20 protein-coding genes are annotated in these 18903 nt (G+C 71.1%); 4 read left to right on the top strand and 16 right to left on the bottom strand.

Translation table 11 applies throughout. The features are described from left to right. Positions 1 to 15 precede the first annotated feature (15 nt). Positions 16 to 2028, bottom strand: coding sequence for a lytic transglycosylase domain-containing protein (locus JN22_RS03580; RefSeq protein ID WP_223677555.1), 2013 nt, complete (start codon positions 2026 to 2028; stop codon positions 16 to 18). Positions 2029 to 2337: 309 nt separating this feature from the next. Continuing rightward, the gene (locus JN22_RS03585; RefSeq protein WP_085552614.1) at positions 2338 to 3222 is read right to left on the bottom strand and encodes a uracil-DNA glycosylase; all 885 of its coding nucleotides are present in this window, start codon (positions 3220 to 3222) and stop codon (positions 2338 to 2340) included. Between the two features lie 153 nt (positions 3223 to 3375). Between JN22_RS03585 and JN22_RS03590 the strand changes: the two genes are divergently transcribed. Further along, positions 3376 to 5049 carry an electron transfer flavoprotein-ubiquinone oxidoreductase gene (locus tag JN22_RS03590; RefSeq protein WP_085552615.1) on the top strand — a complete coding sequence of 558 codons (1674 nt, stop codon included), beginning with the start codon at positions 3376 to 3378 and terminating at the stop codon, positions 5047 to 5049. Positions 5050 to 5123: 74 nt separating this feature from the next. Here the strand turns inward: JN22_RS03590 and JN22_RS03595 are convergent, their stop codons facing one another. From JN22_RS03595 to JN22_RS03660, 14 genes are all read right to left on the bottom strand, one after another. Further along, positions 5124 to 5669 carry a HupE/UreJ family protein gene (locus JN22_RS03595; protein ID WP_085552616.1) on the bottom strand — a complete coding sequence of 182 codons (546 nt, stop codon included), beginning with the start codon at positions 5667 to 5669 and terminating at the stop codon, positions 5124 to 5126. 68 nt (positions 5670 to 5737) lie between these two features. Next, complete coding sequence (gene hypE, locus JN22_RS03600; RefSeq protein ID WP_085552617.1) at positions 5738 to 6835, bottom strand: hydrogenase expression/formation protein HypE; 1098 nt, start codon at positions 6833 to 6835, stop codon at positions 5738 to 5740. Continuing rightward, on the bottom strand, positions 6832 to 7980 hold the full coding sequence (gene hypD, locus JN22_RS03605; protein ID WP_085552618.1) for a hydrogenase formation protein HypD: 1149 nt from the start codon (positions 7978 to 7980) through the stop codon (positions 6832 to 6834). Before hypD ends, hypE begins: the two co-directional genes overlap by 4 nt. Then, positions 7977 to 8294 (bottom strand): HypC/HybG/HupF family hydrogenase formation chaperone, encoded by a 318-nt coding sequence (locus JN22_RS03610; RefSeq protein WP_085552619.1) that lies wholly within the window; start codon positions 8292 to 8294, stop codon positions 7977 to 7979. The genes hypD and JN22_RS03610 overlap by 4 nt, the downstream gene beginning before the upstream one ends. A 30-nt stretch (positions 8295 to 8324) precedes the next feature. After that, positions 8325 to 9818, bottom strand: a complete 1494-nt coding sequence (locus tag JN22_RS03615) for a sigma-54-dependent transcriptional regulator (RefSeq protein WP_085552620.1) — start codon at positions 9816 to 9818, stop codon at positions 8325 to 8327. After that, entirely contained in the window at positions 9815 to 10795 is a 981-nt protein-coding gene (gene hypB / locus JN22_RS03620) for a hydrogenase nickel incorporation protein HypB (RefSeq protein WP_085552621.1), read from the bottom strand. The genes JN22_RS03615 and hypB overlap by 4 nt, the downstream gene beginning before the upstream one ends. Further along, a complete protein-coding gene (hypA, locus tag JN22_RS03625) occupies positions 10795 to 11136 on the bottom strand; it encodes a hydrogenase maturation nickel metallochaperone HypA (RefSeq protein WP_085552622.1) in 342 nt (113 codons plus the stop codon). The genes hypB and hypA overlap by 1 nt, the downstream gene beginning before the upstream one ends. A 15-nt stretch (positions 11137 to 11151) precedes the next feature. After that, positions 11152 to 12033: a [NiFe]-hydrogenase assembly chaperone HybE gene (locus JN22_RS03630; RefSeq protein ID WP_085552623.1), complete on the bottom strand. Its 882-nt coding sequence runs from the start codon at positions 12031 to 12033 to the stop codon at positions 11152 to 11154. Then, on the bottom strand, positions 12030 to 12914 hold the full coding sequence (locus JN22_RS03635) for a hydrogenase expression/formation protein (RefSeq protein ID WP_085552624.1): 885 nt from the start codon (positions 12912 to 12914) through the stop codon (positions 12030 to 12032). The genes JN22_RS03630 and JN22_RS03635 overlap by 4 nt, the downstream gene beginning before the upstream one ends. Before the next feature lie 11 nt (positions 12915 to 12925). Further along, positions 12926 to 13384, bottom strand: coding sequence for a thioredoxin domain-containing protein (locus JN22_RS03640; RefSeq protein WP_085552625.1), 459 nt, complete (start codon positions 13382 to 13384; stop codon positions 12926 to 12928). 6 nt (positions 13385 to 13390) lie between these two features. Continuing rightward, positions 13391 to 13711, bottom strand: coding sequence for a HypC/HybG/HupF family hydrogenase formation chaperone (locus JN22_RS03645; protein WP_085552626.1), 321 nt, complete (start codon positions 13709 to 13711; stop codon positions 13391 to 13393). A gap of 10 nt (positions 13712 to 13721) precedes the next feature. Continuing rightward, the gene (locus tag JN22_RS03650; protein ID WP_085552627.1) at positions 13722 to 14348 is read right to left on the bottom strand and encodes a HyaD/HybD family hydrogenase maturation endopeptidase; all 627 of its coding nucleotides are present in this window, start codon (positions 14346 to 14348) and stop codon (positions 13722 to 13724) included. Positions 14349 to 14881: 533 nt separating this feature from the next. Continuing rightward, positions 14882 to 15721 (bottom strand): Stf0 family sulfotransferase, encoded by an 840-nt coding sequence (locus tag JN22_RS03655; protein WP_211099565.1) that lies wholly within the window; start codon positions 15719 to 15721, stop codon positions 14882 to 14884. A 10-nt stretch (positions 15722 to 15731) separates the two neighbouring features. After that, complete coding sequence (locus JN22_RS03660; RefSeq protein ID WP_085552629.1) at positions 15732 to 16496, bottom strand: lysophospholipid acyltransferase family protein; 765 nt, start codon at positions 16494 to 16496, stop codon at positions 15732 to 15734. A gap of 168 nt (positions 16497 to 16664) precedes the next feature. Here JN22_RS03660 and ftsE point away from each other — a divergent pair, with 168 nt between their 5' ends. Genes ftsE through JN22_RS03675 form a run of 3 tightly spaced genes read left to right on the top strand, consistent with a single transcriptional unit; the run spans position 16665 to position 18876 of the window. Then, complete coding sequence (ftsE, locus tag JN22_RS03665; protein ID WP_085552630.1) at positions 16665 to 17345, top strand: cell division ATP-binding protein FtsE; 681 nt, start codon at positions 16665 to 16667, stop codon at positions 17343 to 17345. A gap of 5 nt (positions 17346 to 17350) precedes the next feature. After that, positions 17351 to 18244: a cell division protein FtsX gene (locus tag JN22_RS03670; RefSeq protein WP_085552631.1), complete on the top strand. Its 894-nt coding sequence runs from the start codon at positions 17351 to 17353 to the stop codon at positions 18242 to 18244. Continuing rightward, positions 18241 to 18876, top strand: coding sequence for a YdcF family protein (locus tag JN22_RS03675; RefSeq protein WP_317852915.1), 636 nt, complete (start codon positions 18241 to 18243; stop codon positions 18874 to 18876). The genes JN22_RS03670 and JN22_RS03675 overlap by 4 nt, the downstream gene beginning before the upstream one ends. The last annotated feature ends 27 nt before the right edge of the window (positions 18877 to 18903 follow it).

Consider the following 18903-nt stretch of genomic DNA (forward strand, 5'->3'; position numbering starts at 1 on the left):
GGGAGGGGGTGGCGGTCAGGGCGTGGGACCGGCCACCTCCTTCTCGGCCACGGTCTCGACCGGGGCGTCGGGCTGGATGGCGACCTGCGTCGGGCGGCTGTCCGCCGGGCTGTAGACCGGCCATTTGCCGGCCGCAACGGCGTCCAGTGTGGCGGTTTCCTGGCCCAGCCGCAGCCGGTAGATCCAGAAATTCGCCATCACCTTCTCCACATAGTCGCGCGTCTCGGCGAAGGGAAGGCTCTCGATGAACAGAAGCGGGTCGGTCACTTCGCTGAGGTCGCGACGCCAGCGCCCCAGCGTGCCCGGTCCGGCGTTGTAGGCGGCGGCGGCCAGAAACAGGTTGCCGCCGATGTCGGGCATCGCCAGCAGCTCGGCCAGATAGCGCTGGCCCAGCTCCATGTTGCGGGCGGGGTCGAACAGGGCGGCGCGGTCGGTGTCGGCGCTGCCGATGTCGGCGTTGCGCTCCTGCACATGCTGGGCGGTGCTGGGCAGGATCTGCATCAGCCCGGTGGCGCCGGCCGAGCTGACCAGACGCGGGTCGAAGCGCGATTCCTGCCGCATCACCGCGAAGACCAGCGCGCGGTCGAGCGCGAAGCCGTCGCGCGGCTTCCAGTAGGGCAGCGGGTAGAGGGCGGCCGCGTAGGGCGCGCCGTCCGGCCCGGCCAGCGCGTTGCCGATTCGCAGCGACAGCGCCGGCAGACCGGCGCGGTCGGCGAGCCCGACCAGCGCCTGCTCGACCAGCGGGTCGTTCTGCGGGTGGACGCGCTGAAGCTCCATCTCCGCCAGATCGCGCTGGCCGGCCTGGAGCAGGGCGATGGCGCGCTGGCCGGCCGGTTTCTGCGCCAGCGCCGCCAGATGCGCGCCGGTCAGCTCGGGCGCCTGCCAGCGGAACTGGTCGACGCGGTTCAGGCTGCGCAGGGCGACCAGCCCATAGAAGGTGTGCGGGTAGCGGGCGGCGGCCGTCATGTGGGCCAGCGCCTCGCGCGCGCGGCCCTTGCGGGCGTGGGCGCGGGCGGCCCAGAAATCGGCGGCGGCGGCCAGCCAGGGGGAGCGCGGCCCGGCCGCCGCCATGCCGTCGAAATGGCGCGACGCGCGGTCGATCTGCTTCAGCCGCCACGCCGCCAGCCCGGCGATCCAGTGGGATTCCGGCAGGGCGTCGCCCGAGCGCGCGGCGCTGGCCGAGGCGAGCGCCAGCGCCTGGGTGACCTCGCCCGCGTAATAGAGCGCGGCGGCGATGCGGGTGCGGGCGGCGTCGTACTGCACCGGGTCGAGGTTGCGCGAGAAATCGTCCTGCCCCAGCAGGGACAGCGCGGCGCCGGCCTTGCCGGAGCGCAGCAGATCGTCCACGCGGGCGACGGCGGCGCGATCGACGCGGGCGCGGCTGACCGTGCGGCTGCGCGGCGCCACGGTGACGCTGTCGGTCCCCTCGGCGGCGTCGGCGGTGGTGCCGGCCGGGTCGTCGGCCGTCTTGCCCTCCCCGGACTCCGGCTTGGCGCCGTCGGACTTGGCCGCGTCGGAGGATTTGACGGACACGGTGCGCAGGCCGCCCAGCCGTTCCAGCGAGCCGTTCAGCCGCACCGTCTCGTCGCCGCGCGGCGGCTTGGGCGCCCGCTGCCCGGCCGGCTGGCGGCGCTGGGCGAGGCTGTGCACGCGCTCCGCCCCGGCGAGGTCGCCGTAGCGCTGCATCCACAGCGCCAGCTCGTCGTAGCTGGCCTTGCGGTCGGGATGCAGGTAGCGCTGGCGCAGCACGTAGCCGACCAGCCGCCTGTCCGATAACTGGCGGATCTCGCCGTCGGCCGCCTCCCAGTCGCCGCGCTCCTGCAAGGTGAAGATGCGGCGGTAGCGGTCGGCCTCGTCCTCGCTGAGCTGGACGGCGCGGGCCTCCTCGTCCATGGCGAGGAGCAGCGGTTCGGGCGCGGTTTCGGTGCCGGGCGGGACGACGGCCTGGCCGTCCGGCGCGTGGATGATGAGGGCGGCACGGGCGGGGCGCACAGCGCCCGGCCCGTCGGGCAGTACGGTGGACACCACCGCGAGACCCAGGACCCCCAGAAGGTTCCGCCGCAGCGGGGCCGCGATCGCGACCCGGTATGCTGCATTGCAAAATATCCGGAGCATGGGATCCGAATAACCCACGCCAGCGCGAACCGCAAGCAATGGATTCGCACCTTTTGTGTCATCGCCGGTAATCGCCAGCGCTAACAACGGGTTAACCGCTCTGGCTAAAACGCCTTAGCCCGACTGTAAGATGCGTTTGGCCGTAGAGCGATGCCGGTTGCGGCCTTGTCGTGCCTCGCTCATCCAAACGATTTGGGAAGATTTGGAAAGCCTGTTTTTTATTTACGAAGACTTGGCGGCGACTTCATTCATCCTTTGCCGCAAACTCAGCATGTCGCGCCACGCCTCGCGCTTGGCGATCGGGTTGCGCAGCAGATAGGCGGGATGGAGCATCGGCAGCAGCGGCACCGGCCCGCCGGCGGCGTCGTAGTCGCGCCACTGCCCGCGCAGCCGGGTGATTCCCTCGGCCCGGTTCAGAAGCGTCTTGGCCGACACGCCGCCGAGCGCAACCAGAAGCTTCGGTTTGACCAGCGCGATGTGGCGCTCCAGGAAGGGCAGGCAGGCGGCGATCTCCGCCTGGGTCGGGCTGCGGTTGCCGGGCGGGCGCCAGGGCAGGATGTTGGTGATGTAGATGGCGCCGCGGTCCAGCCCGATCTGCGCCAGCATGCGGTCGAGCAGCCGGCCGCTGACCCCGACGAAGGGCTTGCCCTGGCGGTCCTCGTCCTCGCCGGGAGCCTCGCCGACCAGCATGACCGTGGCTTCCGGGTTGCCGTCGGCGAACACGGTGTTCATGGCGGTGGCCTTCAGCGGGCAGCCGTCGAAGGCGCGCAGCGCCGCCTCAAGCTCGGCCAGCGTCCGCGCCTCCCCCGCCCGCGCCCGCGCGCTGACCCCGGCCTCGCTGGCGCCGAGCGGCTGGGCCGGGTCGGCGAAGGGCGTGCCGGCGAAGGCGGCGGCCGGTCGCGGCGCCGGCCGGGGAGCGGGCTGCCCCCGAGTCGCACCGCCTCCGTTGGCCGGGACGGAGCCGGCGGCGGGCGCGGTGGACGGCGCCCGCGCGGCGGCGCGGGCGGTCAGAGTCGCCCAGTCCAGCGGGGTGTCGCCGATGGCTTCGTCGCAGCCGATGTCCGCATGCCAGCGCAGCGCGTCCAGGATGTCGCTTACGTCAATCATCGTTTGACCTTACCACAAGGCGTGTGGTCTTTCATGGTGCAGATACCCGATTTGGGTGCCCGGCATCCTATGCTAAAAGCACCCACCCGCGGGAGAGGCGGGGGGACCGAGAGAGCAAGAAGCACCAGAACAAGAAGGTGGGGGAGTTTGGTTATGGAACGCGAACCGCGCGAGGTAATGGAGTATGACGTCCTGATCGTCGGCGCCGGCCCGGCCGGTCTCAGCGCGGCGATCCGCCTGAGGCAGCGCGCGGCCGAGAGCGGGCAGGAGGTCAGCGTCTGCGTGATCGAGAAGGGGTCGGAGGTCGGCGCCCACATCCTGTCGGGCAACGTGCTCGACCCCAAGGCGCTGAACGAGCTGATCCCGGACTGGAAGGAAAAGGGCGCTCCGCTCCACACCCCGGTGACCGACGACCGTTTCTACGTCCTGTCCGAAAAGGGCGGGTTCCAGATTCCCAACGCGCTCCTGCCGCCGCTGATGCACAACGACGGCAACTACGCCATCTCGCTCGGCAACCTCTGCCGCTGGCTCGGCACCCAGGCCGAGGAGATGGGGGTCGAGATCTACCCCGGCTTCGCCGGCGCCGAGGTGCTCTACAACGAGGACGGCAGCGTCAAGGGCGTCGCCACCGGCGACATGGGCATCGGCAAGGACGGCGAGCCCACCGGCAACTACACGCCGGGCATGGAGCTGCACGCCAAATACACCTTCTTCGCCGAGGGCGTGCGCGGCAACCTGTCCAAGCAGCTGATGGATAAGTTCAACCTGCGCGCCGACTGCGACGTGCAGAAATACGGCATCGGCATCAAGGAGCTGTGGCAGGTCGATCCGGCCAAGCACAAGCCGGGCCTCGTCGTCCACACCCAGGGCTGGCCGCTCGACGCCAAGACGGCCGGCGGCTCCTGGATGTACCATTTCGAGGACGGCCTCGTCTCGATCGGCTTCGTGGTCAACCTCGACTACTGGAACCCGCATCTGAGCCCGTTCGAGGAGTTCCAGCGCTTCAAGCAGCACCCGAACGTGCGGCCCTACCTGGAGGGCGGCAAGCGCCTGTCCTACGGCGCCCGCGCCATCAACGAGGGCGGGTTGCAGTCGGTCCCGGCGGTCGCCTTCCCCGGCGGCGCGCTGATCGGCTGCTCGGCCGGCTTCGTCAACGTGCCGCGCATCAAGGGCACCCACAACGCCATGAAGACCGGCATGCTGGCCGCCGACGCCGCCTTCGACCGGCTGGCGAACGGGGGCGGCTCCGGCGACACGCTCGACAGCTACGAGAAGAGCTGGAAGGAGAGCTGGGTCCACGAGGACCTGCACAAGGTCCGCAACGTCAAGCCCGGCCTGAAATGGGGGCTGGCGCTGGGCAGCCTGCACGGCGGCTTCCAGATGTGGCTGCACCAGCTCGGGCTCGGTAAGTTCCTGCCCTACACGCTGCACCACAAGAAGGCCGACAACCAGTCGCTGGCCAAGGCGGGTGACGCGCCGAAGATCGCCTACCCCAAGCCGGACGGGGTGATCAGCTTCGACCGCCTGTCGTCGGTGTACCTGTCGAACACCAACCACGAGGAGAACCAGCCGTCGCACCTGACGCTGAAGAACCCCGAGGTTCCGATCAGCGTCAATCTGGCGCTCTACGACGCGCCGGAGCAGCGCTACTGCCCGGCCGGCGTGTACGAGATCGTCCGCAACGACAACGGCACCGACCCGCGCCTCCAGATCAACGCGCAGAACTGCGTGCACTGCAAGACCTGCGACATCAAGGACCCGACCCAGAACATCGTCTGGGTGGTGCCGGAGGGCGGCGGCGGCCCGAACTATCCGGGCGGCATGTAATCCAGAACGAAAACGGCGGATGGGCAACCATCCGCCGTTTTCCGTTGTGCCGCGTTGGGTCGTTGGGCCGGCGCTTACGCCTCGACGGCGCCGCGCCCGAGCAGGCGGTGGATCGCCAGGCCCAGACCGAGGCCGACGGCGTGCAGGCCGATGGTCGACAGCAGGAAGCCCGCCGCATAGCCCAGCGCCGCCGCGTCGGCCGGCATCTCGGCGCCATGGGCGAAGCCGTGGAACAGGCCGAACCAGCCGGCGAAGACCACGCCGATCCAGGCGGTGCGCGACATCGGCATCAGGCAGAGCAGCACCAGCACCACGGTCGAGGCGTAGATCATCGGCTCGACCAGCGGCAGGCCGATCCCGGCCAGCGCCAGCGCGCCGCCCAGCAGCATCATGCCGACGAAGGCGCCCGGCACCGCCAGCAGGGCGCGCCTGCCGATGGTGGCGCCGTAGACGCCGACCGTGACCATGGCGACCAGATGGTCCAGCCCGCCGAGCGGGTGTCCGACCCCGTCGAGGAAGCCGGCCGTGTCGAGATGGCCGGGATGGGCGAGCGCCGGCAGGGCGACGGCCGACAGCGCGGCGGCGAGGGCGAGGAGGCGGGCGGAGGACGGCGTGCTCATCGAAAGGCTCTCCTTCGGAGATGTTCTTTGCGGGTGTTGGCGGGCGGGTGCGTCTTTGGAACGGAAACTCAGCAGATGCGGGGCAGCGGGTCGCCGACCAGCAGATCGACGATGCGGGTGCCGCCGAAGGGCGTGTCCATGATGACGAGGCCGGGCCGTTCGGCGGTGATCGCGCCGATGGCGGCGGCCATGCCGCCCAGCGGGTGGGCGCGCAACGCCGCCAGCGCGGCGTCCGCCTGCCCGGTCGGGACCACGGCGACCATCACACCCTCGTTGCCGAGATAGAGCGGGTCGAGGCCGAGCAGGTCGCACAGGCCGCGCACCTCGTCGCGGATCGGGATGGCGGACTCGTCGACGCGGACGCCGACGGCCGACGCCTCGGCCATCTCGTTCAGCACGGCGGCCAGCCCGCCGCGCGTGGCGTCGCGGATCAGCCGGGTGTCGGGGGCGGCGTCGAGCAGCGCGCCGATCAGCCCGTTCAGCGGCGCGCAGTCGCTCGCCACGCTGGTCTCGACCGCCAGTTCGCCGCGCGCCGCCAGGATCGCCGCGCCATGGTCGCCGAGCGGGCCGTTGACGATCACCACGTCGCCCGGCCGCGCGCGGGCGATGCCCAGCTCGACCCCGCTGCGGATGACGCCGACGCCGCTGGTGGTGATGAACAGCTTGTCGCAGGCGCCGCGCGCCACGACCTTGGTGTCGCCGGTGACGACCCGCACCCCGGCCTCGCGCGCGGTGGCGGCGATGGAGGCGGCGATGCGGCGCAGCGTGGCGACGGCCATCCCCTCCTCGATCACCACGGCGCAGGACAGCGCGACGGGCACGGCGCCGCCGACCGCGAGGTCGTTGACCGTGCCGCAGACCGCCAACCGGCCGATGTCGCCGCCGGCGAACTCCAGCGGATGGACGACGAAGCTGTCGGTGGTGAAGGCCAGCCGGTCGCCGCGCGCCATCAGATCGGCCAGCGGCAGGCGGGCCTGGTCCTCCAGCGGAGCCGCCGCCTGAGCGGCGTCCTGCTGTTCGGCGAAGGCGGAGACGAAGACATCCTCGACCAGATCGCGCATGGCGCTGCCGCCGCCGCCATGGGCCAGCGTCACCGTCTCGTGCCGCACCCGCCGCCGCGAGGGGCGGAGGGGGATCGGGCCGGGCGTGGGAGCGTTCGCGGTCATGCCGCACCTTTCCGCAGGCCGCCATACTGGTGGTAGGCGGCGCAGGCCCCCTCGGAGGAGACCATCAGGGCGCCGATCGGGGTTTCCGGCGTGCAGGCGCCGCCGAACAGCGCGCACTGCCAAGGCTTGAGACCGCCCTTCAGCACGTCGCCGCACTGGCAGCCGGCCGGATCGGCGACGGCCGGGCTCTCGACCGCGAAGCGGCGCTCGGCGTCGAAGCGGGCGTAGCGTTCGCGCACGGCGACGCCGGACTCGTCGATGCTGCCGAGCCCGCGCCACTCGAAGAAGTCGCGCGTCTCGAACACCGCGTCGATGGCGGCCTGCGCCTGCGGGTTGCCGTCCTCCGGGACGATGCGGGAATACTGGTTCTCGATCGCCGCCGTGCCGCGCCCGATCTGCTCCAGCAGCATCCACACCGATTGCAGCACGTCGAGCGGCTCGAAGCCGGCGACCACCAGCGGCCGGTTGTAATGGCTGGCGATGAAGCGGTAGGGCTTCAGCCCGATCACCATGCTGACATGGCCCGGCCCGATGAAGCCGTCGACCCGCATGCCCGGCGAATCCAGCACCGCCCTGATCGTCGGGATGATGGTGATGTGGTTGCAGAACAGCGAGAAGTTGGCGATCCCCTCGCGTTCGGCCCGCAGGACGGTCAGCGCGGTCGAGGGCATCGTCGTCTCGAAGCCGAGCCCGAAGAACACCACCTCGCGATCCGGGTTGCGGCGGGCGAGCGCCAGCGCGTCGAGCGGCGAATAGACCATGCGGATGTCGGCGCCGTCGGCCTTGGCCTGCATCAGCGACTTCTTCGACCCCGGCACCCGCATGGCGTCGCCGAAGGTGGCGAGGATGACGCGCGGATCCTCGGCGATGGCGACGCAATCGTCGATGCGGCCCATCGGCAGCACGCAGACCGGGCAGCCGGGGCCGTGCAGGAACTCGACCCCCGGCGGCAGCACGCCGGCCAGCCCATGCCGGAAGATGGCGTGGGTGTGGCCGCCGCAGATCTCCATCAGGCGGATCGGGTCGCGTTCGGTGGCGCCGAGCGCGCGCAGCTTGTCGCCGATGCGCTCGATCAGGCGCCGGCCGGTGTCGCGGTCGTGGAAGGGGGCGGTGACGGGGCCGCCGGGGGTGAATCGGGTGGTCATGGCGTCGCTCCCGCGTTTTCCCGGCCCTGTTCCTCGCCCTGGCCCTGGCCGGCGAAGGCGGCGATCTCCGTCTCGGCCTCGCCGATCTCGGCGAGGAGGGCCAGGGTCGCCTGGGCCTCCGCCTCGTCGATCAGGCTCATGGCGAAGCCGACATGGACCAGCGTCCAGCGGCCCAGCAGATCCTCAAGCGGCTCGCCCGGCGTCGCGACGCAGGTGATGTCGACGTCGCGGCGCACGCCCGACACGTCCACCGTCGCCAGCAGGGCGTCGGCGTCGGAAATGGCGACGATGCGGCCCGGTATGCCCAGACACATCGGTTGGCTCCTTCCTCTCAAAAAGCGGCGTCAGTGACGCTGCGCCGTCGCGGCGCGTTCGATGCCGTAGCGTTCCAGCTTGGCGCGCAGGCCCATGCGCGACAGGCCCAGCTCGTCGGCGGCACGGCTCTTGTTCCAGCGGCAGCGCACCAGCGTCTCCAGCAGGATGCCGGCCTCGACCCGCTCGATGCGCGTCTTCAGCGGGCCGCCCTGGGCCAGAGCCTCCAGCGCCGCGGCGTCGCCGCCAGTGCCGGCGGGCGGCGCGTGCGCGCTCATCGCCGCGCCGCGCAGCACGGTGTCGGACAGCAGCTCGGCGCCCAGCCGGTCGCCCTCGCACAGCACCAGCATCCGCATGATCTCGTTCTGCAACTCGCGGACGTTGCCGGGCCAGCCATAGCCCTCCAGGCAGGCCAGCGTCTCGTCGGTGAAGCCGGCCACCGGCTTGCCGTGGGCGGCGGAGAGCCGGTCCAGAAGGTTGCGGGCGAGCACCGGGATGTCGGCCGGGCGGTCGCGCAGCGGCGGCATGGTCAGCGTCATGGTGGCGAGCCGGTAATAGAGATCCTCGCGGAACCGCCCGGCCCGCACCTCGGCCGGCAGGTCGCGGTGGGTGGCGGCGAGCACGCGCACGTCGACGGTGCGCGTCTCGTTGGAACCGACCGGCCGGATCTCCCCCTCCTGGAGGAAGCGCAGCAGCTTGACCTGGAAGGCGGGGGAGATGTCGCCGATCTCGTCGAGGAAGATGGTGCCGCCGTCCGCCTGCTCCAGCAGGCCGATGCGGGTCGAGTGCGCCCCGGTGAAGGCGCCCTTCTTGTGGCCGAACAGTTCGCTTTCCAGCAGCTCGTCGGGGATGGCGCCGCAATTCTCGGCGTAGAAGGGGCGGTCGCTGCGCGGGCTGCCGTAATGGATGGCGCGGGCCAGAAGCTCCTTGCCGGTCCCCGTCTCGCCCAGCACCAGCACCGGCACGTTGAAGCCGGCGACCTGCGCCGCCTTGCGGCAGACCGCGTCCACCGGGCTGCCGGGGGCGCGGACCAGGCTGTCGAAGCGGTAATGCTGGGCGACCCGCTCGCGCCGGGTGACGACGCGGCTCTCGGCGACCGGGGTGAGCAGCTTCAGTTCGCCCGACAGCCGGTCGTGCTCGCGCTGAAGCTGATACAGCCGGGCGGCGTTGCGGGCGGTCAGCAGCAGATGGTCGGGGTGCCAGGGCTTGGTGATGAACTGGTGGATGCCGGCGGTGTTGATGGCGCCGATGATGTCCTCGGGGTCGATGTAGCCGGTGATGACGATGCGCACCACTTCCGGCCAGCGCTCGCGCACCTCGGTCAGGAACTCCACCCCGCTGACCTCGGGCATCCGCTGGTCGGAGAAGACGATCTGGATCCATTCCGTCTCCAGCAGCCGCAGGGCCTCCTCGGCCGAGAGCGCGGTGTGGACGTCGAAATCCTCGTCGAGCACGCGGGCGATGACCTCGACCGAGCGCGGCTCGTCGTCGACCACCAGGATGCCGGGGCGGGGGGAGGCGGTCATGGATGCGGCTTCGAGCCGGCGGCGGCGCGCAGGCTGGCGGCGTGGGCCTCCGCCTCGGCGGCGAGCGCGCCCAGGAAGGCGCCGCGCTCGGCCTCCAGCCAGCCGAGCCATCCGTCCATGCCCTGGCCGTCGCGCGACGACACGCGCAGGATCGCGGCCCCCGGATTGACGCGGGCGAGCGCCCGGTCGATGGCCTCGTCGTCGATGTCGAGATGCGGCGCCAGATCGGCCTTGGTGACCAGCACCAGATCGGCGCCGGCGAAGATGTCGGGGTATTTCAGGGGCTTGTCCTCCCCCTCGGTCAGCGACAGCAGGACGACCCGCTTGGCCTCGCCCAGGTCGAAGGCGGCGGGGCAGACGAGGTTGCCGACATTCTCGACGAACAGCAGGCCGCCGTCCAGGCTTGGCAGCTGTTCCAGCGCGTGCCCGACCATGTGGGCGTCGAGGTGGCAGCCCTTGCCGGTGTTGATCTGCACGGCCGGCGCCCCGGTGGCGCGGATGCGCTCGGCGTCGTTGGAGGTCTGCTGGTCGCCCTCGACGACCGCGACCGGCCAGCGGCCGGCCAGGGCCTTCAGCGTGGCGACCAGCAGAGTCGTCTTGCCGGCGCCGGGGCTGGACAGCAGGTTGACCGCGAAGGTGCCGGCGCGGGCCAGCCGCGCCCGGTTGGCGGCGGCGTAGCCGTCGTTCTTCGACAGGATGCCGCGCTCGATCTCCACCATGCGGGTCTGCGACAGGCCGGGCGCGTGGGCGCGGGCCGGCCCGGCGCCGTAGTCGAGCAGCCCGGCATCCCCGTGATGGTGATGGCCGTCGTCGCCATGGTCGTGGGAATGGCCATGGTCGTGGTCGTGGTCGTGGTCGTGGTCGTGCCCATGCCCATGCCCATGCCCATGGTCATGATGATGGTGATCGTGATCGCCGTGATGATGATGGTCGGCCCCGCCGACCGTGGCGCCCGAACAACCGCAAACCGTGCACATCACTCGACCTCCAGATCCTTGATCGTCATCTCGGTGCCGCCGTTGGGCTGGAGCCGGTCGCCGCCGCAGCGCGGGCAGGAGGCCAGCCGATGCTCCAGCGGCACCGTCTCGCTGCAATCGAAACACCAGCCCTGGCCCGGCACGTCGAGGATGACCAGCTCGGCCCCCTCGGCCAGCGTGCCGCGCGTCACCACGTCGAAGCCGAAGCGCAAGGCCTCGGGCTCCACCCCGGCGAAGCGGCCGATCGCCAGCCGCACCCGGCGCACGCGGGTGAAGCCGTTGCTCCGCCCGGCCTCCTCCATCGCCTGGAGCAGGCTTTCGCACAGCGCCATCTCATGCATGGCGGCAAGCTCCGCTCATGGCGCCGGCTCCGCGCCCGGTCCCATCAGAAGGACGCGGCGCGACGGGCGGCGCGGCGGGGGCGGCGGCTCGTCCACCGGGGCTGCCTCCGCCTCCGCCGGTTCCACGGCCCCGGCGGGCGGGGCGAGTTCGGCCTCGCGCAAGCGGCGGATCTCGGCGGTGCGGGCGCCATCCTCGCGGATCTCCGGGTCGAACAGGGCGACCAGCGCGGCGGCGGCGGTTTCGCTGGCGTGCAGCATGCTGGTGAATTCGAACATCGGCGAGAACAGCGAGCAGGCCTTGTAGGGGCCGACGTCCTTGCGCAGGGCGTGGACGAACTCGTAGCGGCCCGACGGGAATTCCACCAGCTCCTTGGCGCCGGGGACGAGGCCCGACCAGTCGTCGGCCCCGCCGGGCAGCAGCACCAGATTCATGAACCAGGGCGTGATCAGGGCGCCGAGCCAGCGCCCGTCCCAGGCGCGGAAGCCGACCGCCTTCACCGCCAGCGCGTCGTTGACGATGGGGATGCCGCGCATCTGCGCGGTGTGGATCTCGCGGAAGGCGCGCTCCAGCCCCTGGATGACGGCGGTCGGCAGCTCCGGCGCGGCGACCGCCGGACGCGGCGGAGCGGCGGCGGCTGCGGGTGGCGGGGCGGCCGTGTCGGTGCCGGCGTCCAGCGTCATGAACTGGTCGCGGTCGCCGTCGCACACCGGGCAGCGCCATTCGCCGGGCAGCGCCGCGAAGGGGGTTCCGGCGGGAACCTGCCAGACGTCGCAGCCCTCGGCCGGGTCGTAGACGTGCCAGCAGATCTTGCATTCCATCCGCGCCGTCGCGGACAGGCGCGAGGCGTCGCCGAGGTAGGAGCCCTCGAACCGCCCCGGCACGGCGAAGGCGGTCATGCCGAGGCTCCGTTCGCGCCGGCCCCGCCGATGGCGTCGAGGATTTCCGCCAGCCGCTCGGCGCTGTCGGCGATGTCCTCCGCCGCCGCGCAGACGACGGCGGGCACCTGGGTGACCTCGACCGTGTTGAGGATCAGCGTGTCCATCGAGTTGTAATAGCGCACCCACCAGACGTTGGGGGTGGCGGTGGCGGTGACCCGGCAATTGCCGTAACCGCGCGACAGGATGGTGGTGGCGCCGACCCCGAGCCGCCGCTCGACGAAGGCGAGATCCTCCGGGCTGTGCGGCAGCAGGCTGAAATTCACCGCGTGGGCGGCGTCGCCGCGCTGCCAGCGGGCGCTGTGGTCGAGCAGCTCGGTCAGGATGGGCAGGCCGTTCATCAGCCCGGCGGGCGCTTCGGCCTGCGCTTCGGCCGGGGGCGCCGCCGGAAAGGCGCGGGTCAGGGCGACGCGCGGGAAGGCGCCGACCAGCACCGTCTCGCGCGGGGCGGCGACCCCGGTTTCATAGGAACGGACACGCCAGACGCCGGCCAGCGCCGCCTCCTGGATCTCCAGCCGGTCGCCCGGCCGCTCGACCAGGACGGAGACCTCGCCCTCGCCCAGCGCCTCGTCGATCAGCGACAGGACCGGGGCGTCGAGCCGCTCCACCGGGATGCGGATCTCCTCGCCTTCGCTCCAGCCGGCCAGCGCGGCGTGCAGCCGCTCCAGCAGGCCGCGCGCGGCGGCGGCGCGGACGGGGTCGGTGACCTCCGGCAGGTGGGGGTGGTAGATGCGCATGCCCGACGGCATGGGCAGATACTCCAGCCCCTCCGCGTCCGCCTCGGGCTGGCTGCCGGGGCCGAAGCCGATCGGCGGGTGGGTCAGGCCGTACAGGGAGGTCATCGCGGAATCCTTCACTGCAAGCGGGATGAGGGGGCGTGGGGGCCGAGCAGGATGGCGGCGATGCGCTCCAGATAGTCGTCCCAGTCGCGGACGCGGGGGATGCTGCCGAGCAGGTCGTCGCCGCGCAGGAAGACCAGCGCCGGCAGGCTCATCATCCCGGCGCGCGCCAGCAGGGCCTGTTCGGCGGCCGGACCGGCGACGGCGGGCTTCAGATGGGGCGACAGGACGCGCACCAGCTCGGGCAGGATCACCGCGACATCGGCCGTCTCGGCGTTGCCCTTGCCGTGGCCGGGGAGGAAGACGACCCAGCTCTCGGTTCCGCCGCGCCAGGGCTGGTCGTCGGCGCTCTCCAGACGGGGGTAGCCGAGCGCGTCGGTCAGCCGGTCGACCAGCGGCGGCAGCGGCAGCAGGGGTTTCGCCGGCTTCGGGGCGGGTGTCGTGGCTGGCTCGGCAACGGGCGTGTCGGTCATGCTGGGTCAGCCCTCGGAACGGCCGGCGGCGCGGGCCGCCTCCAGATGGGGGGGAAGGGTGGGGGTGCGGTCGGTCAGGTCGGCGAAGCCGTCATGCTCCTCGCCGCGCATCGCGGCGGCGACCGCCGCCAGCGCGTCGCGGATCAGCGCCGCCTCGTCGGCGTCGATGCGGCGGCGGGCGGCGCCGAGGAAGTCGAGCACCCAGTCGCCGGGCCGCGTGTCGGGCAGCAGCGACAGATCGACGGCGACGGGCGTGCCCGAGCCGTCGTCGCCGGTCGCCGCGATGCCGTCCACCGTCAGGATCCGCACGGGCGTGCCGATGCACATGGGCGGATCCTCAGAGCGCGCCGGCGGCGGCGAGCACGCGGGGGTCGCCGATGCGGCAGGCCTCCTCCGCGCTGGGACGCCCGGTCTCGTAGGCGTGGCGGGACACGGCGGCGGACGCGGTGGAGGTCGCCGCCCGCGCCGGGCGGGGCTCGCCGCCCGCGCCGAACTCGTCGCGCAGGATCTCCCGCACGCGGTCGAGAACCGGCTCCAGTTGAGCGGCGACGGTGTCGGTCAGGCCACCGCCGTAATCCTCCAGGCATTCGGGCTGGACGCCGACCAGGATCATCCGTTCCGGGCAGCGGCCCAGCAGGGTGGCGCTTCCCAGAACCTCCTGGAAGCCGGTCTGGTGCAGGCTCATCTTCTTGGCGCCGAGGAAGGCCGGAACGTCGCCGTCGCGGAACTCGCGCCGGGTGCCGGGCGGCAGGCCGTAGTCGATGGCGTCGATCAGGATCAGCGTGTCGGCGCTCTCCAGATGCGGCAGCAGGTACAGGCCCTGGGTGCCGCCGTCCATCAGCGTGACGTTGGGGGGAAAGCTCCAGCCCTCGGCCAGACGCTCCACGGCGCGGACGCCGAACCCTTCGTCGGCCCACAGGATGTTGCCGATTCCCAGCACCAGGATGCGGTTGCCCCGGTTCATGCCCTCTTTCCCTCCCCGTCGCGGCCGCCTTGCCGGGCGGTCCGTCCTGCCGATGCGGCGCTCCCGCCGTGATCCGTCTCCACACTCAAGTTCCATGCCAAAAGTAGTATTTGCTCCAAGCAACTGAAATCGCGGGAGTTTTCCGGCGATTTGATTTGGTCCTGAAGCTGTTGTGGACATGAACGTTACAGAGTGGCGCCAAACTGGCAAGTCAGTTGCCAGTTTGGCTGGAGACTTGCCGTTCGGCGCGGGGGCGTTTCCGCGAGGTCCCGTCGGCAGCGGGCGTGCCCGTGCGTCCCTTGAATAGGACGGAGTGGCGCTGATCGAGCCGCTGGCCGGGCGGCGGTCGGGTTGGGTCCATGTTTTCGGGCTGCGCTCCACCTCCCCGCCACGCCCGCCCGCCGATCCCTTCGGCGTTCACGGGTCGCTGGCGTCGCCGAGCCGGTGGACGCCGGCATCCGCTGCGTTGTTGCGGGTTTCTGCCGACGCTTCATCCGGAGACGGTTCCGTCGGACTCCCGGCCGAGGGGCAAGCTACCGGATCGCGGCGGCGTCAGCCTGATACCGTGTGATCCATTCCCGGTTGGTCGCGTCCGCGAGTTTGGCAACGCCAGGAACGATGTTTTCCAAGGGCGGTGGCTGGACCCCAAGTTGCCGACAGACCGCGAGCACCGCGCTCGCCGGCTGCTGCGACAGGGTTTCGTAAGCGATCTTGAGAGGAGACAGTCCCTGGTCGGCGAACCATGCCAGCCATTCGGCATCATATTGGTTCAGCTCGTCCAGTTTGGTTCTCAGCCGGGCAAAGTCATAAGCCGGGTCCATGGGGGGAGACAGCCGTTCCAGTTCGGAACCATCGGCGGCGATGTGCCACAAGCCGGTCTGCTCGGCCTTTACCATGGAAACGGCTTGAGAAAGTTTGTCCTCCCGCGTGAGATGAATGTAGAGAACATTGCCGAAGGCCGCCTGCAAACGGTCTCGGTCCGATGGAAGACCAGGATGCACCTGGCTGATCATCGACATCAAATCGTCGAAGCTTCTGCGCATCAGTCGAAGGCCGAATATTCCGGATTGCCCACGGCCTGCGGAGATTGCCGCTTCAAGGTAGGCCGAGCAATAATCCTTTTTGCTTCTTCCCTCTGGCGATGGAAGCCCCAGCTGCTCCGCCCAGACGGGATCGATGTCCTGCATGAAAAACGAGTCGGGCTCACCCGCAACCCCGGTTGAGGCGAGCAGGTCGCAAAGCATGGTGCTGCCGGTTCGTGGCGTTCCGCAAATGATGTAGCTGTCGTAAGAAGGCATTCCGACGTCGGGCTTCGCCGTGGATGAGGGGGGCAAGCGGTGAGGATGGCAGTCGGGGATGGAGCGCTCGTTCATGGGGAAACCCTCAGGAGACCGCCGTCGCCGCCCGGTCCACCGCCGGCTTCACCGTCGGCGGGCCGCCGGCCGCCGTCACCAGACGGTCGCTGGCGGCCTCCAGCCGGTCCTCCAGGTCGCGCATCGCCTCGGCGCGCGGGAGGCCCGGCGGGATCGGCGGCAGGAACTCGACCACCACCGTGCCGGGACGCTTCAGGAAGCTCTGGCGCGGCCAGTAGACCCCGGCGTTCAGCGCCATCGGCACAATGGGAATCTTCAGGCTCTCGTAGAGCACCCCGACGCCGATCCGATAGGGCTTGTAGGCGCCGGGCGCCACCCGCGTGCCCTGCGGGAAGATCACGATCGGCCGCCCCTGGTCCCGCACCGGGCGGGCGTTGCGGATCAGCGACTTGATCGCCGCCCCGCCGGCGCCGCGATCCACCGGGATCATTTTCGCCTTGGAGGCGTACCAGCCCCAGATCGGGATCCACATCAGCTCGCGCTTCAGGATGATCGCCGGGTCGTCCACCAGCAGGTGGAGCTTCATGGTCTCCCACGCCGACTGGTGCTTGGCGGCCAGCAGGAAGGAGCCCTCGGGCAGGTTCTCCCGCCCGCGCACCTCGTAGCGGATGCCGACCAGCACCCGTTCCAGCCAGCCGACGCTGCGCAGGTACCATGCGACGACCGCGACCATCCGGCGGCGCGGCAGCAGCAGCATCCACAGAAGGGCGAAACACATCAGCGCGGTCCAGGCGTGGAACGCGATGTTGAAGGCGAGGGAACGGAGCCAGATCATGGCCGGCAACTTGTCAGGATTCGCATGCCTTCTCAAGTGTGCTCGCGGGGAGCCGCTTCCCGTGGACCAAGCCCCTGGACTCCATCGGGTGGACTCCATCTGTGGACTCGGGGCCACGCGCCGGTGCATTGTCCGTTGCCGTTGCGTCGGCGTTGCTGTGGTGGGACCGTGATCCGTTTCGAGAATGTCGGACTGCGCTACGGCACCGAATCGGAGGTGCTGCGCGACATCAGCTTCACCCTGCCGCCCGGCTCCTTCCATTTCATGACCGGGGCGAGCGGGGCGGGGAAGTCGTCGCTGCTGAAGCTGATGTATCTGGCGCACCGGCCGTCGCGCGGGCTGATCACCCTGTTCGGCCGCGACATGGCCCGCGTCACCCGCGCCGAGCTGCCGGAGATGCGCCGCCAGATCGGCGTCGTCTTCCAGGATTTCGCGCTGCTCGACCATCTGTCGGCGCTCGACAACGTGGCGTTGCCGCTGCGCATGGGCGGCGCGCCGGAAACCGACACCGTCGCCCACTGCACCGAGATCCTGCGCTGGGTGGGGCTGGGCAATCATCTGCACGCCAAGCCCTCCACCCTGTCGGGCGGCCAGCAGCAGCGCGTCGCCATCGCCCGCTCGGTCATCAACCGGCCGCGCCTGCTGCTGGCCGACGAGCCGACCGGCAACGTCGACGACGGCATCGGCATGCGGCTGCTCTATCTGTTCGAGGAGCTTCACAAGCTGGGAACCACCGTGGTCATCGCCACCCACAACGAGGCGCTGATCCGCCGCTTCGACCACCCGCACCTGCATCTCGACAACGGGCGCCTCCAGGTCGTGCCGGCCCGCAACGCGCGCTGGGGCTGAGGGCCATGGCGTTGTTCCTCCTGGGCCGTCCGTCCGACCTGCCGCTGGCGAAGGACCCATCCTCGCGCTTCCTGGCCTGGATCACCGCGCTGATGGTGTTCCTGGCGGCGCTGGCGCTGGCCGGGGCGATGGTGGTGTCGGACATGGCGCGGCGCTGGGACAACGGGCTCGCCGGCGGGCTGACCGTCCAGATCGCCCCGTTGCCCGGCGCCCCGGTGGCGCCGCTCGACGAGCGGGTGGAGGCGGCGCTGACCGTGCTGCGCGCCGCCCCCGGCGTCAGGACGGCGACCGCGCTCGACGCCGCCGCCACCGCCCGCCTGCTGGAACCCTGGCTTGGGCCGGAGGCGGGGGACCCGCTGCTTCCCATGCCGCGCCTGATCGACGTCGCCACCGACGGGCCGGTCGACGTGCCCGGCCTGACGCTGCGCCTGAAATCGGCGGCGCCCGGCGCCACTCTGGACGATCACGCCGTCTGGCTGGCCGACCTGCGGGCCTTCGCCGGCGCCGTGCATCTGGCGGCGCTGGGGGTGGTCGGGCTGATCGGCGGGGCCGGGGTGATGACGGTGGTCTTCTCCGTCCGCGCCGGGCTGGCCATCCACCGGCATGTGGTGGAACTGCTGCATCTGATGGGCGCCACCGACCGCTATGTCTCCCGCCAGTTCGAGACCCATGTGGTCGGGCTGACGCTGCGCGGCGGGCTGATCGGGCTGCTGCTGGCGGTGGCGGCGCTGGCCGGCACCCTGCGCGCCTCCCAGGAGCTGCGCGCCAGCCTGCTGCCCGATCTGGCGCTGGCGCCCTGGCAATGGGCGGCGCTGGCGCTGGTGCCGCTGGCCGCCGCGCTGCTGGCGCGGATGACGGCGCGCTGGACCGTGCTGCGCACCCTGGAATCGCTGCCGTGACCCGCTCGCGGCGCGGCACGCTGGCGCGGCTGGCCGGGCGGACGCTGGCCGGGCTGCTGCTGCTGGCGGCGGTCTGGGGGCTGGGGCTGTTCTGGTTCGCCGCCGGGGTGCCGCGCCATGCCCCGGATCTGAACGACCCGGTGGCCGGACGGGCGACCGACGCCATCGTCGTGCTGACCGGCGGCAGCAACCGGCTCGCCGTCGGGCTGGAACTGCTGGCCGCCGGGCGGGCGCGCAAGCTGTTCGTGTCGGGCGTCTATGATGGGGTCGACGTCCAGGAATTGCTGAAGCTGTCGCGCCGCGCGCCGACCGAGATGGAATGCTGCATCGCGCTCGGCTATTCCGCCGACAGCACCATCGGCAACGCCTATGAAACGGCGGACTGGATGCGCGACCAGGGCTTCCGCTCTCTGCGGGTGGTGACCGCCAATTACCACATGCGCCGCAGCCTGCTGGAGCTGGCCATGGCGATGCCGGACATCGAGCTGGTGCCCCACCCGGTGGTCGCCCCCACGGTGCATCTGGCCGACTGGTGGCTGTGGCCGGGCACCGCCAACCTGCTGGTCAACGAGTACAACAAGCTGCTGATGACCTACGGCCGCTACGGACTCTATCGGGCCGTGGAACGCTGACGCTGCGGAAGATCCGTGCGCATGGCG

The organism is Azospirillum agricola, from assembly GCF_020005195.1.
GTDB lineage: Bacteria > Pseudomonadota > Alphaproteobacteria > Azospirillales > Azospirillaceae > Azospirillum > Azospirillum agricola.